The following is a 16,620-nucleotide window of genomic DNA, read 5'->3' on the forward strand; positions in this document are numbered from 1 at the left end:
CGCGAAGTCTCCCGGTCAAGCGTCCCTGCCAATGTCTATAGCCACCCGCTTGCCGGGCAGGCAATCGGAAAAGGCGGGCGCGGTGCGGGAGCGCGTGCGGGATGGGGCGAAAATGTCGCAGCGCGATCACGGAAAATTTCTGATTGAACCGGTCGGTTCGACTTGCATGCGCCGCCGTTTTTGTCCAATCTGGCGATTCTTGAGAAGGCGGGTCGCACCGCCGGGAGCCTGTTGAATGTCATTCTGGGAAAAACTGGTCCGTTTCGTCAGCCAGTCCACCGGCAACGTCCTTTCGGGCGTGGTCGAGGCCGTGCGCACGCTGTTCGAGGGCGACCCCGAAACCCGCCGCCAGGTGGCGTTTTCCGTGTCGCTGATCGCGCTTTCGGCGAAGATGGCGAAGGCCGACGGATTCGTGACCATGGAAGAGGTTGCCGCCTTCCACGAGATTTTCGAAATCCCGGAGGAAGAGCGCGTCAACGTCGCCCGGCTCTATAATCTCGCCCGGCAGGATATCGCCGGTTATGACGCCTATGCGCGCAAGCTGAAAGGACTCTGCTCGGATGGCGAGGAAGGCTGCCCGCTGCTGGAAGAGGTGATTGACGGCCTGTTCCACATCGCCAAGGCCGACGGCAATATCCACGACAAGGAGCTGGATTTCCTGGCCCATGTCGCCGAAATCTTCGGCATCAGCGAGGCCCGATTCCAGACCATCTGCGCGCGCCACATGGATTTGGGCGAGCGCGACCCTTACGGCGTGCTCGGCGTCTCCCGCAATGATGACTTCAAGACCATCCGCAGCCGCTATCGCGCGCTGGTGGCCGAAAACCATCCCGACCGGCTGATCGCGCGCGGCGTTCCGAAGGAATTCCACGCCGCCGCCAATGATCGCATGGCCCGCATCAATGCGGCCTATGAGGCGATCGAGCGCGAATTGAAGGCGGCGTGATATGAGCGCCGCGCCTATCCGCCTGCTGCTGGCCGCGGCCTTGATCCCAGCCGCGCCGGCCTTTGCCGCCGATGACGGCCTTGCGACCGCGAAGGCCATGGTCACCGCCGCCCATCCCGGCCAGTGCGAGAGCGATCTTGCCGAACGCTTCGACGGGCTCGAGGATCAGACGTTCGACGTGTCCTGGCCGGAGACCCGCTACGACGGGACGGTGGAGGATGTGAAGGGGCGGCTTTACCAGATCACCTGCGGGCTCGGCGCCTACAACGTGGCTGTCGCCTATGTCTTTGCCCGCGAGGACGGCTTTCCCGAAGAGGGCGAGATCGTATCCTTCGCGACCCCCGCCTTCTCCCTCGATTACGAGCCCGGCGACGACACCTATACCAAGCTTGTCCGTGATCCGGCGGTGACCGGGTTTACCGCCGGCACGATCCTGGTCAATCCGGAATTCGATGCCGAAACCAACACGATTTCCACCTTCGAGAAATGGCGCGGGCTGGGGGATGCCTATTCCACCGGACGCTGGACGCTGGAGAAGGGCAGCTTCGTGCTGAAGCACTATCTCATTGATCCGATCTACGAGGCCAATCTCGAAGACCCGCCCGAAGCGCTGAGCGACACCCAATATACGCTCTATGACGCCGCGCCCTGACCCGGCTTCGTTATCTTTCCCTTGCATTGACGGCCCGGCTCGGTGAAGCTTCGGCAAATTTCCAGAGAGCGGGTCATGACACGACATTTCAGGACAATCATCATTGGTCGCGGTCTGATGGGCGCTGCCGCCGCGCGCCATTTGGCGGGCATGGAAGACGGCGTCGCCGTCATCGGGCCGGATGAGCCGTTTGACAAGGCCGCTCATACCGGCGTTTTCGCCAGCCATTATGATGAGGGCCGCATTACCCGCACCATCGACCGAAATCCCGTCTGGGCGCGGCTCGCCAATCGTTCGATTGCGCGCTACCGCGACATCGAGCGCGACAGCGGCATCGACTTCTTCGGCGAGGTCGGCGCGCTGATCGTCGGGCCGGGACGCTCGCGCGGGCGCTATGTCGAAACCATCATGGATGCCGCCGGGCAATGCGGGGCGTCCGCCGAGATCGTCGAGGCGGCGGGGCTTCAGGAGCAGTTCCCCTACTTCGCCTTCGCGCCCAAAACGGAGGGCGTTTTCGAACCGCACCGGGCGGGCTATATCTCGCCGCGCCGGCTCGTGGCCGCCCAGTCCCTTCTTGCCGGAAAGGCCGGGGCGGAGGTGATCGCCGCGACCGTGACCGAGGTGAACGATGGCGGCGCGCGGGTCAGCGTCACCACCGATGCCGGCGAGACGCTGACGGCCGACAAGGTGCTGGTGGCCGCGGGCGGTTTCACCATCAACGAGAAGCTGCTGCCGGCGAAGATCGATCTCACCGTCTTTGCCCGCACCATCGCCTATTTCGAGGTCGATGAGGAGGAGGCGCGGTCGCTTTCGGCCATGCCCAGCCTGATCTACAAGGCGGAATTCGACGAGGACGGCATCTATCTGCTGCCGCCGATCCGCTATCCCGATGGCCGCTGGTATATCAAGATCGGCGGCGATCCCGATGATGTGCCGCTTTCAAGCGAGGCGGATATCCGTGACTGGTTCCGCTCGACGGGCCATAACGCCACGCGCGAGCATCTGACCCGGATCATTTGCGAGCTGATGCCGAAGCTGAAGGTGCTGCAATCGGAAACCGGCACTTGCGTGACGAGCTATTCGCCCTCGGGCTATCCTATGATCGGCTTCTCGCCATCGCCCCGGATCGCGGTGCTGACCGCCGGCTGCGGGGCGGCGGCCAAGAGCTCCGACGAGATCGGCCGGCTGGGCGCGGTGCTGATGGCGCAAGGTTCGCTTGCGGGCGAGGGCTACCCGGTCGATTTCGCGCCGTCGTTCTCATAATCCCTTCCTTTCCGTCACAAAACGCACTAGAGAGGCCCGACCAGTTGGCCGGGCGGCCGCGCTTTGCCAATGCCGAAAGGCGGCAGGGTGAGGAAAGTCCGGGCTCCACGGAAACACGGTGCCGGAGAAAGTCCGGCGGGGGCGACCCCAGAGACAGTGCCACAGAAAGCAAACCGCCCCGCCTTTTGGCAGGGTAAGGGTGAAAGGGTGGGGCAAGAGCCCACCGCGCCGGCGGCAACGCATGGCGGCACGGTAAACCTCACCGGGAGCAAAACCGAATAGGGATGACGCGGCGCTTGACGCCAGCCTGTTTCCAGGCCGGTCATCCGGGTGGGTTGCGAGAGGCAGCGCGCAAGTGCTGTCCCAGATGAATGGCCGCCACGTTTTGCGGGCAACCGCAAAGCCATACAGAACCCGGCTTACAGGCCAACTGGTTATTTCCTTTTTTCATTCAAAAACGGGCGTTTGGGCGCGCCGTTTCGTACGCCGCGACGAAAGCTTTCGTTAAGGGCCGGCTGATAGAATCAGCCTTTCCGGAAGCGCTGTCGACACGGTTAATAACGGCTTATCCCATTGACGCCCAAATCTGCCCATGTTATCCCATTAAGCATAAATTCGCCGTCCGGTGCAGATGCGGCTTCCGGGCAGCGCGATGACTTTAAGTGTTTGTATTTCATGCTGAGTTCGCCCGTCGGGCGGTTTGGTTTTCCAGGGTATTCCTTTGGGTTGGCGGTCTGCGAAGGACTGCTTGAGACGTCGGTAGTAGCGCGTAATGAACCGGTTTCTGTCCAACGCGACCAAGAAGGTCGACGCCAAGGGAAGGGTGTCGGTGCCTGCGGTGTTCCGCACGGTGCTAGCGGAGCGGAATATCACGGAGCTTTACTGCTTCCAGGATTTCGTCTTCCCGGCAATCAGCATCGGCGGTCCCGATCTGCTCGACCGTTTCGAGCGGCAGATCGATCAGGAGGACCCGTTTTCGGCGGAAGCAAACAGCATGTCGCTGCTGATCCATGGCGGCGGCGTGTTCGCGAAACTCGATGCCGAGGGGCGGTTGATGGTCACGGACTTCATCCGCGATTTCACCGGCATCGATACGGAGGTCACTTTTGTGGGGCGGGCGGATCACTTCCAGCTTTGGGAGCCGCAGGCATTTCAGGAAGCGCAGGCGCAAGCGCGCAAGGCCCGTCTCGGCGGGCGGGCGGGCGCCTGATGAAACGGGGAAACGGAATGGCGGGGAATCCTGGCACAATCGATGCCGATGGCGGACCGGTTCGTCACATTCCGGTTATGCTTGCCGAGGTGCTGGCTCAATTGAAGCCGGCGCCCGGCAAGATCATTCTCGACGGCACGTTCGGCGCGGGCGGCTACTCCAGCGCGCTGCTGGAGGAGGGCGCCGAGGTCATCGGCCTTGACCGCGATCCGAACGCGATTGCCGCGGCCGACGATCTGCTCGCGCGCTATCCGCGCCTGTCTCTGCATCATGCCCGTTTCTCCACGCTCGATCGCTATGCCCCGGAAGCCGGCCTTGACGGCGTGGTTCTCGATATCGGCGTTTCCTCCATGCAGATCGACGAGGCCGAGCGTGGCTTCTCCTTCCAGAAAAACGGCCCGCTCGACATGCGCATGTCGGGCGAGGGCGTTTCCGCCGCCGATGTCGTCAATCGGGCGAAGGTCGGCGACCTGACACGGATTTTCGGCATTCTCGGCGAGGAAAAGAACGCCGGCCGTATCGCCCGCGCGATCGAGAAGAAACGCGCCGAAGAGCCTTTTGCGACCACGCGCGACCTTGCCGGCCTGATCGAGATCGTGACGCCACGCCGCGCCAAGGACAAGATTCATCCCGCGACCCGCGTATTCCAGGCGCTGCGCGTCTACGTGAATGACGAGCTCGGCGAACTCGCCGGCGCGCTGCTGGCGGCCGAACGGGCCTTGAAGCCCGGCGGCGTGCTGGCGGTGGTTACCTTCCATTCGCTTGAGGATCGGATCGTCAAGCAGTTCATTTCGGCGCGCCTCGGCAAGGCCGGCGGCTCGCGCCATCTGCCGGAGGTCGCGCCCGCGCCCGCGCTGTTCGATCAGCCGGGCAAGGCCATGATTGCGGCGAGCGAGGCCGAGGCCGAGGAGAACCCGCGGGCGCGCTCGGCCAAGCTCCGCGCTGCGATCCGCACCGGGGCGCCTGCGCCTGAAACCGGGCTCGATGCGTTCGGCCTTCCGTCTCTTGCCGATATTTCCCGCCTTGGAGGCGCCTGATGCTTCGTCCGCTCGATCTCATCCTCATTCTGGTCATGGTCGCGACCGCGACGGTCACCTACACGATCAAATACAGCGTCGAGGCGACCTATGACGAGGTCCGCGCGCTCGATGACCAGATCGCGCTGGAGCAGAACAATATCGATCTTCTGAAGGCCGACGAGGCGCTGTTGACCCAGCCCGCCCGCATGGCGCGGCTTGCCGAGTTCTTCGCCGCCGAGCTCGACCTGCACCCGGCCGAACCGGAGCAGATCGCAACGCTCGACCAGCTTCCCCCCATCAAAGCCGAGCCCGTCGAAGAGGACCTGCCGCCGCTGATGGCTGGCGACGCCCCCGACGGCACGGATATCGTCATAACCGGATCGGTGACACCATGATCAAGCTCCCCGGCATCCTCAAACTGAAGCCCAAGCTGAAGCCCAAGACGCGTCGTGCTGCGAAGGCCACGGAAGATGCAGCGCGGCCCGACGTGTTCCAGGGCACGGCCAAGAAACGGGTCAATCTTGCGCGCAGCCGCGTCGGCTTTGTCACCTTCGCCTTTGTCGCCGTCTATGCCGTGATCGGCGGGCGGCTGGTGCACTATTCGCTGGCCAAGGATGATGGCGCGGTTGCCCGCGCGGCGATGCCGCTGACGCTGGCGCGACGCCCGGATATCGTCGACCGCAACGGCGCGGTGCTTGCGACCGATGTCCGGATGATGTCGCTTTACGCCGACCCCTCGATGATCACCAGCGCTGACGACGTTCTCGACGCGCTGCTGCCGATCTTTCCCGATCTCGATGCCAAGCGCGCCTACCGGCTGTTGAACTCCAAGGGCGAATTCGTGTGGCTGAAGCGCCAGATCACGCCCAAGCAGCAGAGCCAGGTTCTGGCCGCCGGCGTGCCCGGCGTCGGCTTCCGTCCGGAAGTGCATCGCTTCTATCCCGGCGGCCCGCAGGCGGCACACGTCCTCGGCCTCGTCGATATCGACAATCGCGGCCTCTCCGGCATCGAGCGCTACATGGACAGGACCGACGGGATTTCCGGTCTGATGGGCCTCGGCCTGTCCGGCGCGATGGACCTGAAGCCGTTCGAAACCTCGATCGACCTGCGCGTCCAGAGCATCCTGCGCGATGTTCTGGTGGAGGGCGTCAACAAGTTCCACGCCATCGGCGCGACCGGAACGGTTCTCGACGTCAACACCGGCGAGATCATTGCGCTTGCATCGGTGCCCGATTTCGATCCGAACAACCCGCCGCCGGCGACCGATCCGCGCATGCTGAACGACGCGATCACCGGCGTTTACGAAATGGGCTCGACCTTCAAGGCCTTCACGCTGGCGATGGGGCTGGAATCCGGCAAGTTCAACATGAACAGCCTCGTGGATGCGAAAACGCCGCTGATCTTCGGTCGTTCGCGCATCCGCGACGACCATGCTCAGAACCGGATTCTCACCTATCCCGAGGTCTTTACCTATTCCTCCAATATCGCCGCGTCGCGCATCGCCGCCGCCGTCGGTCCGGATTACCAGCGCACCTTCCTGGAAAATCTCGGCCTGCTCGACAAGATGGACACCGAGATCGGCGGCGCGGGAACGCCCCAGCGGCCGCAGAAATGGGGCGGTGTCTTCTCCGCGACCGTGTCCTTCGGCCAGGGCGTGACCACGACTTCGCTGCAGACGGCAGCCGCAGCGGCGGCGCTTGTCAATGGCGGCAAGCTTCTGACGCCGACCTTCCTGCCGCGCAGCCAAGAGGAGGCCGACCGGATCGCCAAGCACGTGGTTTCCAAGGAAACCAGCGACAAGATGCGTTATCTGCTCAGGCTGAACGGCACGGACGGCTCGGGGCGGAACGGCCAGGTGCCGGGCTATCGCGTTGGCGGCAAGACCGGCACGTCGGAGAAGATTATCGATGGGAAATATTCGAAAGATCGCAATTTCAACGCTTTTCTTGCCGCATTTCCCATGGACAACCCGCAATATGTCGTCCTGGTGACGATTGACGACGCCAAGAAGGTCGAGGGGGTCCCCGGTCGTACGGCCGCCTGGAACGCCGGGCCGATGAATGGCGAGATCATTCGCCGGACGGCGCCCATCCTCGGCGTTGATCCCGATTTCGGCGCGGAAGGGGCAGCCCTCCTCGCTTCCTACTGATGCCATGCCATCCGGCCCGCCGGGTGCAGAACAGAGACTGACACGATGAAACTGAGCGCTCTCGCCGGAACGGCCTTTCCCGAACTGAATGCGGCGCTTGCCGGCAGCGCCGGCGCGCTCGACATAACCTCCCTGACCGCCGACAGCCGCAAGGCCGGGCCCGGCGCGCTGTTCGTAGCGATCGCCGGCAGCAAGGCGGATGGCGCGGCTTTCATCGATGATGCCGCCCAGCGCGGCGCGGTCGCCGCCATCAGCGCTTCCCCGCACGAGGGTTCGCGCATCCCGGTGCTGACCGTCGACAACCCGCGGGCCTTTCTCGCGATCGCCGCCGCCCGGTTCTACGACGCGCAGCCGGAAACCATGGTGGCCGTGACCGGCACGGCGGGCAAGACCTCCGTCGCCTCCTTCACCCGTCAAATCTGGGCGCAAGCCGGCCTTGCCGCCGCGATGATCGGCACCACCGGCGTCACGGCGCCCGGCCGCACCGAATATGGTTCGCTGACCACGCCCGATCCGGTGGCGCTGCATGCGCTGCTTGCCGAGCTTGCCCGCGATGGCGTTACCCATGGCGCGATGGAAGCCTCCAGCCACGGGCTCGACCAATACCGGCTCGACGGCGTTCGGCTTTCGGCCGGGGCGTTCACCAATCTCGGCCGCGACCACATGGATTATCATCCGACCGTGGAGCATTATTTCGCGGCCAAGATGCAGCTTTTCGAGCGGGTTCTGCCGACCGGTTCGCCGGCCATTATCAACGCCGATGACGAATGGTCGGATCGTGCGATCGCGGCGGCGGAAGGCGCAGGCCAGCGCGTCTTCACCGTCGGCCGCAAGGGTGAATTTCTGGCGCTGAAGCGCGTCGAACAGAAGCGCGACAGCCAGTTTGCCGAAATCCTGCATGACGGCACGATTTACGAAGTGCGGTTGCCGCTGGCGGGCGAGTTCCAGATTTCGAACGCGCTGGTCGCCGCCGGTCTTGCGATTGCGACCGGCGTTGATGCCCGGACCGCGCTTCTGGCGCTGGAAAAGGTGGAGGGTGCTGCCGGGCGGCTTCAGCTTGCCGGCAAGGCCGAAAACGGCGCGCTTGCCTATATCGATTACGCCCACAAACCCGATGCATTGGAAAAGGTGCTCACCGCCGTGCGGCCGTTCACGACGGGTCGGGTCATCGTGGTGTTCGGCTGCGGCGGCGATCGAGACACGGGCAAGCGCCCGATCATGGGCGAGATCGCCACCCGGCTCGCCGATATCGTGATCGTCACCGACGACAATCCGCGCTCCGAGGTTCCCGCCGAAATCCGCTCGGAAATCCTGGCGGCCGCTCCGGCTGCGAAAGAGATCGGCGATCGGGCCCAGGCGATCGCCCACGCCGTCGGCCTTTTGCAGACGGGCGATACATTGATTGTAGCCGGCAAGGGGCATGAGGAAGGACAGACGGCGGGCGGCATGACCCGACCCTTCTCCGACCTTGCCGAAGTCAAGAAGGCATTGGAGGGCCGCGCATTGTGAGTTTGCTTTGGACATCAGCCGAAATGGTCGAGGCCATGGACGGGCGTCCCGTGGGCGAACTGCCGGAAGGCGTTACGGGCATTTCCATCGACAGCCGCACGATCTCCCACGGAGAGGCATTTTTCGCCATCGTCGGCGACCGTGTGGATGGCCACAAATTCGCGGGCCTTGCCGCCAAGAATGGCGCGACGCTCCTGGTTGTGGCCGAGGCCAAGCTGCCGGCGCTCGGCCGGCTGACCTGCGGGATGATCGTGGTCGATGATGTGCTGGAGGCCATGGGCCGTCTGGCGATGGCGGCGCGGGCGCGCACGGACGCCCGCATCATCGCCGTCACCGGCTCCGTCGGCAAGACCAGCACCAAGGAAATGATCGCCGCCGGGCTGAAGGCCTCCGGCAAGGTTCATTCGGCCGTCGCCTCGTTCAACAACCATTGGGGCGTGCCGCTGACGCTTGCCCGCATGCCGGCCGATACCGAGTTCGGCGTGTTCGAGATCGGCATGAACCATTCCGGCGAAATTCGTCCGCTGACGAAAATGGTGCGCCCGCATGTGGCCGTGATCACCACGATCGCGCCGGTCCATATCGGCAATTTCTCCGGCATCGAGGGGATTGTCGCCGCCAAGGCCGAGATTTTCGAAGGGCTTGAAGCCGACGGCGCGGCGATCCTCAACCGCGATATCGATGCCTTCGACAAGCTGGCGCGGATCGCCCGGCGCCATGGCGCGCGCATCGTCTCCTTCGGCGAACACGCCAAGGCCGATTACCGCCTGCTGGAATACCGCACCGTCAGCGACAAGCGCACCGAGCGCGGCCATGTGCTCGCAGCCCTTGGCACTGAGGAACCGACCGCCTTCAATCTCGGCCTGCCGGGCCAGCATATGGCGGAAAACGCGCTTGCCGCCCTTGCCGCGATTGCCGAGGCCGGCGGAGATGTGCATGCCGCGCTCGGCGCGTTCGAGACCGTCGAGCAGATGAAGGGCAGGGGGCGGCGTCAGCGCCTGAAGGCGTCCGATGGCGTCTTCACGCTGATCGATGAAAGCTATAACGCCAACCCGGCCTCGATGCGGGCCGCGCTCGAGCTTCTGGGCTCCGGCAACGAGCCCGGACGGCGGATCGCGGTTCTCGGCGACATGCTGGAACTCGGCGATTACGCCCGCGAGGCGCATGAGGCGCTCGCCGGTCCGCTGGTCGCCGCCGGTGTCACCCATGTCTGGCTAGCGGGTGATGAAATGCAGGCGCTGCGTGAAGCCTTGCCGGAAAGCATTGTTGTGGAATATCGCGACAACGCCACCGAATTGGCTGAATTCGCCGTTGGCGCTGTCGCGGCCGGAGACACGATAATGCTAAAGTCGTCAAACGGAATGGGATTCGGCGTCATCGTTCAGAAACTGACCGAGACCTATCCGGCGGAAGGGTAAACCGGGCGTAAACAATTTCGTGGCATACCGGTGTTCAACATGCTGCGAACAACAATAAATGACTGCGCCCGCCGTGGCCCGAAAGGGAATGATGGCGCGCGCTCTGCCTTCTCTGGAAAGGGGCGTTCATGCTGATTTGGCTCGTGGAGTTGTCGGACAGGTTCCAGTTTTTCAATCTGTTCCGCTACATCACATTCCGCTCCGGCGCCGCCGTATTCACTTCGGCACTGATCGTCTTCCTGTTTGGACCGCGAATCATCGCCGCGCTGAGATTGCGCCAGGGCAAGGGCCAGCCGATCCGCGCCGACGGGCCGCAGACCCATTTCAAGAAGGCCGGCACGCCGACCATGGGCGGGCTGATGATATTGGCCGGCATCATCGGCTCCGCGCTGTTGTGGGCCGATCTTTCCAACGCCTATGTCGTGGCGACGCTGCTGGTGACCCTCGGCTTCGGCGCGATCGGCTTTTATGACGACTATCTCAAGGTCACCAAACAGTCCGACAAGGGGTTTTCCGGCCGCCGCCGGCTGTTCTTCGAGTTCGTCATTGCCGGCGTCGCGGTCGCCTTCATGATGTATGCCGCCAATCTCGCCAGCATTGACGGCGCGACGCTCGGCTCGGCGCTGACCTTTCCCTTCTTCAAGGACTTCGTGATCGACCTCGGCTGGTTCTTCATTCCGTTCGGCGCCTTCGTGATCGTCGCTGCCGGCAACTCCGTCAACCTGACGGACGGGCTCGATGGCCTCGCCACGGTTCCGGTGATGATCGCGGCCGGCTCCTTCGCGCTGATCGCCTATGTCGTCGGCAACTCCGTGTTCGCGTCCTATCTGCAGATCAACTACGTGCCGGGCACCGGCGAACTGGTCGTGCTGCTCTCCGCCGTCATCGGCGCATGCATGGGCTTTTTGTGGTTCAACGCGCCGCCCGCCGCCATTTTCATGGGCGACACCGGCTCGCTGGCGCTGGGCGGGTTGATCGGCTCGGTCGCGGTTGCCACCAAGCACGAGATCGTCATGGCGATCATCTGCGGCCTGTTCGTGCTGGAGGCGCTCTCCGTGATCATTCAGGTTGCCGTCTTCCGGCGCACCAAGCGGCGCGTCTTCCTGATGGCGCCAATCCATCACCATTTCGAAAAGCTCGGCTGGACCGAAAGCCAGGTGGTGATCCGCTTCTGGATCATCTCCTTCGGCCTCGCGCTGATCGGCCTTTCAACGCTCAAGCTCAGGTAGGTCGATGATCGCGGTCTCGCAGTTTTCCGGCAAGAAGGTCGCGCTGTTCGGGCTTGGCGGTTCGGGCATGGCGACCGCGCTGGCGCTGATCGCCGGCGGGGCGCAGGTAACGGCCTTTGACGACAATGCCGAGAGCTGCCGCATTGCCGCGGAAAAAGGCATTCCGATCGCCGATCTGAGGCATATGGACTGGAGCGGATTTGCCGCGCTCGTACTTGCCCCGGGCGTGCCGCTGACGCATCCGAAACCGCATTGGGTGGTGGAGCTGGCAAGGACTGCTGACACCGAGATCATTGGCGATGTCGAGCTTCTGGCGCGCGAACGCCGCGCAACCTGCCCCGAGGCAAAGCTGATCGCGATCACCGGCACCAATGGCAAATCGACCACCACGGCGCTGATCGGCCATATCCTGAAGGCGGCGGGTCGCGATGTCGAGGTCGGCGGCAATATCGGCCGCGCCGTCCTCGATCTCGCGCCGCTCGCGCCAGGCCGCATCTATGTCGTCGAGTGCTCGTCCTACCAGATCGACCTTGCGCCGACGCTGGATGCCGATGTCGGTCTGCTCCTGAACCTCACGCCGGACCATCTCGATCGCCATGGCGACATGACCCGCTATGCCGCGATCAAGGAACGGCTGGTGGCCGGCGCGAAGCTTGCCGTGGTGGGCGCGGACGATGACTATTGCAAGGCGATTGCCGACCGGCTTGAGAAGGCCGGACACGATGTCGTTTCGATTTCCAGCGATCGCGCCCATATCACCCGGGGTCTCGCCTTCGATGGCGGGGCGATTGTTTCGGTGGAAGACGGCGCGGTCATCGCCGATCTTTCCGTTCATCCGGTATTGCGGGGCGCCCATAACGGCCAGAACACTGCTGCCGCGATCGCGGCCTGCCGCGCGGTTGGTCTGACCGACGACGAAATCCGCGATGGTCTTTCCACCTTTCCGGGCCTTGCCCACCGCATGCAGCCCGTGGCGCGATTGGGTTCTGTGATTTTCGTCAACGATTCCAAGGCCACCAATGCCGAGGCCTCGGCCCCGGCGCTGAAGACCTTCAGCGATATCCACTGGATCGCGGGCGGACGCCCCAAGGAAGGCGGCATTGCGTCGCTCGCGCCCTTTTTCCCGAAGATCGCTCGTGCCTATCTGATCGGCGAGGCGGCGGAGGCCTTTTCAACCACGCTTGCGGGCGCTGCGGACACGGTAATCTGCGGCACGCTGGAAAACGCCGTCAAACAAGCGGCGGACGATGCGGCGAAAAGCAGGGCCGAGACGCCGGTGGTGCTGCTGTCGCCGGCCTGCGCTAGCTTCGACCAGTACCGGAATTTCGAAAAGCGCGGCGATGCCTTCGTCAGCGCCGTGATGGCGCTTGACGGCATCGAGCCGTTTACAGCAACCGGCAAGGAGGCCTGATCCATGGTCAGTCGCGTTCAGCGGGGCCCAATCGCAGACTGGTTCTGGACCATCGACCGATGGTTGCTGGCGGCCTTCATCGTGCTGATGGGCATCGGCTTCATGCTCTCCTTCGCCGCGTCCCCCGCCGTGGCCGAACGTCTCGGCTATGACAGTTTCCACTTCGTCACCCGCCACGCGATCTTCCTGGTGCCGTCGCTCGCGGTGATGATTTCGCTGTCCTTCTGCTCGCCGCGCATGATCCGCCGTCTTGCGGTGATCATCCTCATCGGCTCGCTGCTGGCGATGGTCGCGGCGCTGTTCATCGGCACCTCCAACAATGGCTCGCGCCGCTGGATCGTGCTTGCCGGCTTCTCGGTGCAGCCCTCGGAATTCCTGAAACCGGCCTTCGCGGTGGTCTGCGCCTGGCTGTTCGCCGAGCATCAGCGTTATCCGGAAATCCCGGGCAATCTTTTCGCCGGCATGCTGTTCATCGTCTCTGCCGTACTGCTGATCGCCCAGCCGGACTTCGGCCAGACCGTGCTTCTCGGCATCGTCTGGGGCGGCATCTTCTTCATGGCCGGCATGTCGTGGATCTGGATCGCGGGCCTCGGCGGCGCGGGGGTCGCGGGCATTCTGGCGGCCTATACCTGGCTGCCCCACGTGACCTCGCGTATCGACCGGTTCCTGACCGGGGAGGGCGACAACCTCCAGGTCGAGCTTGCCGCCAAGGCGATCCAGAATGGCGGCCTCTTCGGCCTCGGTCCGGGCGAGGGGATCGTCAAGCGGCGGCTTCCGGACAGCCATACCGACTTCGTGTTCTCGGTCGCGGCCGAAGAATTCGGCATTCTGTTCTGCATGTTCATCGTCGCGATCTTCGCCTTCATCGTGCTGCGCGGCCTCAGCCATGCCTATCGCGAGCGCGACGATTTCGCCCGCTTCGCCGTTGCCGGCCTCGTGCTGCAGATCGGTATGCAGTCGGTGATCAATATCGGCGTGGCGCTGCAGCTTATGCCGGCCAAGGGCATGACGCTGCCGCTGATTTCGGCCGGCGGCTCGTCCATGATCGCGACCTGCATTGGCGCGGGCTTCGTGCTGGCGCTGACCCGCCACCGTCCCGACAAACGCGCGCGCCAGGACCATTTCTTCGAGCCGGGCCGGCCGCGCGGCGTACCGGCGGAGTAGACCATGGACAAATTCTGTTTCTTCCTGTCTGCCGGCGGAACCGGTGGCCATCTGTTTCCGGCGGAATCGCTGGCGCATGAGCTGATCGCGCGCGGCCATACCGTACATCTGATCACCGATCACCGCGCCGAGCGCTTTGCCGGCACTTTTCCCGCCGATATCCATGTGGTGCCGTCCGCCACCATCGGTTCGAAAAACCCGGTCGCCATCATCAGGGCGGGGTGGAAGCTCTTTTCCGGAACCCGCAAGGCGCGCGCGCTGTTTGCGCGCTACAAGCCGGCGGCCGTTATCGGCTTTGGCGGCTACCCGACGGTTCCGCCGCTGATGGCGGCGACCAGCGCCGGCATTCCTTCCATGGTGCATGAGGCCAACGCGGTTATGGGCCGCGCAAACCGCATGCTTGCGCCGAGGGTCAAGGCCATTGCCGGCGGCTTTCTGTCCAGCGACGACGCGACGTTTGGATCGAAGATTTTCATTACCGGCAACCCGGTGCGCCAGAGCGTGATTGAAGCGTCGCAGACGCCCTATCGCAAGCGTGGTGCGATGGACCCGTTTCACCTGCTGGTCTTTGGCGGTTCGCAGGGCGCCCATTTCTTTGCCGAGGCCGTGCCTGATGCCGTCGCGGCCCTTGATGAGGATCTTCGCAAGCGCCTCGTCATTGCCCAGCAGGCGCGTCCGGAAGACCTGGACGGGGTGCGTGAACGCTTCGCCGCGCTCGGCATCGAGGCGAATGTCACACCCTTCTTCGACAATATGCCGGAACGGATCGCCGATGCCGATCTCGTTGTCGCGCGCTCGGGCGCTTTGACGGTAACCGAGCTTTCGGTCATCGGCAGGCCTGGCGTTTTCGTTCCGCTGCCCCATGCGCTCGATCAGGATCAGGCGGCCAACGCCGGCCTTCTTGCGGCCAAGGGCGGCGCAGAAGTCGTGCGCCAGTCCGAACTGACGACGGAGCGCTTCGCGGAAATTCTGAAGGATGCGATCGAGCATCCCGAAAAACTTGAAACCGCCGCCGCCGCCGCGCGCGCGGCCGGCCGCCCGGATGCGACACAGAAACTCGCCGATATGGCCGAGGCGCTGGCGCGCGGACAGAAGATTGAAGGAATTGACTGATGAGAATGCCTGAAGCGATCGGCGTGGTCCATTTTGTCGGGATCGGCGGCATCGGCATGAGCGGGATTGCCGAGGTGCTGAACAATCTCGGCTACAAGGTGCAGGGCTCGGATCAGGCCGAAAGCGCCAATGTCGCGCGCCTGCGCGAGAAGGGCATTTCCGTGTTCATCGGCCACAAGGCCGAAAATCTCGGCGATGCCGAAGTCGTGGTCGTCTCCTCGGCGATCAAACGCGCCAATCCCGAACTCACCGCCGCGCGCGAAAGACACCTGCCAGTGGTTCGCCGCGCCGAGATGCTGGCCGAACTGATGCGCTTCCGCGATGCGATCGCGATCGGCGGCACCCACGGCAAGACCACGACCACCTCGATGGTGGCGACATTGCTGGAGGCCGGCGGGCTCGATCCGACCGTCATCAATGGCGGCATCATCAATGCTTATGGCACCAATGCGCGCATGGGCGAGGGCGAGTGGATGGTGGTCGAGGCCGACGAATCCGACGGCACATTCCTGAAGCTGCCGGCCGAAATCGCGGTCGTCACCAATATCGACCCCGAGCATCTCGATCATTACGGCACATTTGACGGCGTGCGCGCGGCCTTCCGGCAATTCGTCGAAAGCGTGCCGTTTTACGGCTGCGGCGTGATGTGTCTGGATCATCCCGAAGTGCAGACGCTGGTCGGCCAGATTGAGGATCGCCGGATCGTGACCTATGGCGAGAACCGTCAGGCCGATGTGCGCTTTTCCAACATCCGCAACGAGGGCACGCGCACGATCTTCGACGTCGATATCCGCCGCCGCCGTCGTCCCTCGGTGAAGCTTGAGAATCTCTCGCTGCCGATGCCGGGCCGCCACAATGTCTCCAACGCCACGGCAGCGATCGCGGTTGCCGACCGGCTGCATATCTCCGAGGCGGATATCCGCAAGGGGCTGGCAGCCTTTGGCGGCGTCAAGCGCCGGTTCACGCTGGTGGGCGAATGGAACGGCGCGCAGATTTTCGACGATTACGGCCATCATCCGGTTGAAATCCGTTCGGTGCTGAGGGCGGCGCGCGAGGCCTGTCAGGGACGGATCATCGCCATCCACCAGCCGCACCGCTATTCCCGCCTCGAAAGCCTGTTCGAGGACTTCACCAATTGCTTCAACGATGCCGATACCGTGTTCATCGCCCCGGTCTACGCCGCCGGCGAGGACCCGCGCCCGGGCTATGACGGCGAAACGCTGGTCAGCGGCATAAAGGCCGCCGGCCATCGGGATGCGCAATATCTGGCCGATGAAGCGGAGCTTGCGCATGCCGTGACGCAAATCGCCAAGCCGGGTGATTTCGTCGTTCTGCTCGGCGCCGGCAGCATCACCAACTGGGCCGCAAAGCTGCCTGGAGAACTGGCGGCGGGGGCGTGATTAGGAACGAGCGTCGAAGGCTGCGGACGGCGAAACTTCCTGGGGATGTCTCTCTTCCGCCTCGCGATTCGGCACTCCGCTCGCCCCGTCTTCTGAGTCATCAACTCTGTTTGATGGTTTGGTCTCTGATCCTTGCA

General features: G+C 63.9%; 14 protein-coding genes and 1 other RNA gene. All 15 read left to right on the forward strand.

The features are described 5' to 3' along the window. Positions 1–235 precede the first annotated feature (235 nt). The 15 genes from K7H91_RS14180 (at position 236) to murC (ending at position 16,483) form a co-directional block, all read left to right on the forward strand. Entirely contained in the window at positions 236–946 is a 711-nt protein-coding gene (locus K7H91_RS14180) for a J domain-containing protein (RefSeq protein ID WP_230720922.1), read from the forward strand. Position 947: 1 nt separating this feature from the next. Then, a complete protein-coding gene (locus tag K7H91_RS14185; protein WP_230720923.1) occupies positions 948–1,598 on the forward strand; it encodes a DUF1176 domain-containing protein in 651 nt (216 codons plus the stop codon). Positions 1,599–1,673: 75 nt separating this feature from the next. Further along, positions 1,674–2,861 (forward strand): NAD(P)/FAD-dependent oxidoreductase, encoded by a 1,188-nt coding sequence (locus tag K7H91_RS14190; RefSeq protein WP_230720924.1) that lies wholly within the window; start codon positions 1,674–1,676, stop codon positions 2,859–2,861. 40 nt (positions 2,862–2,901) lie between these two features. Then, an RNA gene (gene rnpB / locus K7H91_RS14195) (RNase P RNA component class A) lies at positions 2,902–3,299 on the forward strand. A 334-nt stretch (positions 3,300–3,633) separates the two neighbouring features. Further along, positions 3,634–4,071 (forward strand): division/cell wall cluster transcriptional repressor MraZ, encoded by a 438-nt coding sequence (gene mraZ / locus K7H91_RS14200; protein WP_018063609.1) that lies wholly within the window; start codon positions 3,634–3,636, stop codon positions 4,069–4,071. 17 nt (positions 4,072–4,088) lie between these two features. Next, positions 4,089–5,108 (forward strand): 16S rRNA (cytosine(1402)-N(4))-methyltransferase RsmH, encoded by a 1,020-nt coding sequence (rsmH, locus tag K7H91_RS14205; protein WP_230720925.1) that lies wholly within the window; start codon positions 4,089–4,091, stop codon positions 5,106–5,108. Continuing rightward, the gene (gene ftsL, locus K7H91_RS14210; RefSeq protein WP_018063607.1) at positions 5,108–5,485 is read left to right on the forward strand and encodes a cell division protein FtsL; all 378 of its coding nucleotides are present in this window, start codon (positions 5,108–5,110) and stop codon (positions 5,483–5,485) included. The genes rsmH and ftsL overlap by 1 nt, the downstream gene beginning before the upstream one ends. Then, complete coding sequence (locus K7H91_RS14215; protein WP_230720926.1) at positions 5,482–7,239, forward strand: peptidoglycan D,D-transpeptidase FtsI family protein; 1,758 nt, start codon at positions 5,482–5,484, stop codon at positions 7,237–7,239. Before ftsL ends, K7H91_RS14215 begins: the two co-directional genes overlap by 4 nt. A gap of 45 nt (positions 7,240–7,284) precedes the next feature. Next, positions 7,285–8,748, forward strand: coding sequence for a UDP-N-acetylmuramoyl-L-alanyl-D-glutamate--2,6-diaminopimelate ligase (locus K7H91_RS14220; RefSeq protein WP_230720927.1), 1,464 nt, complete (start codon positions 7,285–7,287; stop codon positions 8,746–8,748). Further along, complete coding sequence (locus K7H91_RS14225; RefSeq protein ID WP_230720928.1) at positions 8,745–10,166, forward strand: UDP-N-acetylmuramoylalanyl-D-glutamyl-2,6-diaminopimelate--D-alanyl-D-alanine ligase; 1,422 nt, start codon at positions 8,745–8,747, stop codon at positions 10,164–10,166. The genes K7H91_RS14220 and K7H91_RS14225 overlap by 4 nt, the downstream gene beginning before the upstream one ends. 128 nt (positions 10,167–10,294) lie before the next feature. After that, positions 10,295–11,395, forward strand: a complete 1,101-nt coding sequence (mraY, locus tag K7H91_RS14230) for a phospho-N-acetylmuramoyl-pentapeptide-transferase (RefSeq protein ID WP_230720929.1) — start codon at positions 10,295–10,297, stop codon at positions 11,393–11,395. A 4-nt stretch (positions 11,396–11,399) separates the two neighbouring features. Continuing rightward, positions 11,400–12,806, forward strand: a complete 1,407-nt coding sequence (gene murD, locus K7H91_RS14235; RefSeq protein WP_230720930.1) for a UDP-N-acetylmuramoyl-L-alanine--D-glutamate ligase — start codon at positions 11,400–11,402, stop codon at positions 12,804–12,806. Between the two features lie 3 nt (positions 12,807–12,809). Then, positions 12,810–13,970, forward strand: a complete 1,161-nt coding sequence (gene ftsW, locus K7H91_RS14240) for a putative lipid II flippase FtsW (RefSeq protein WP_018063601.1) — start codon at positions 12,810–12,812, stop codon at positions 13,968–13,970. 3 nt (positions 13,971–13,973) lie between these two features. Further along, complete coding sequence (gene murG / locus K7H91_RS14245; protein WP_230720931.1) at positions 13,974–15,083, forward strand: undecaprenyldiphospho-muramoylpentapeptide beta-N-acetylglucosaminyltransferase; 1,110 nt, start codon at positions 13,974–13,976, stop codon at positions 15,081–15,083. After that, positions 15,083–16,483 carry a UDP-N-acetylmuramate--L-alanine ligase gene (gene murC, locus K7H91_RS14250; protein ID WP_230720932.1) on the forward strand — a complete coding sequence of 467 codons (1,401 nt, stop codon included), beginning with the start codon at positions 15,083–15,085 and terminating at the stop codon, positions 16,481–16,483. Before murG ends, murC begins: the two co-directional genes overlap by 1 nt. Positions 16,484–16,620: the final 137 nt, after the last annotated feature.

The sequence above is a fragment of the Martelella mediterranea genome, assembly GCF_021021415.1.
In the GTDB taxonomy this organism is placed as follows: Bacteria; Pseudomonadota; Alphaproteobacteria; order Rhizobiales; family Rhizobiaceae; genus Martelella; species Martelella mediterranea_C.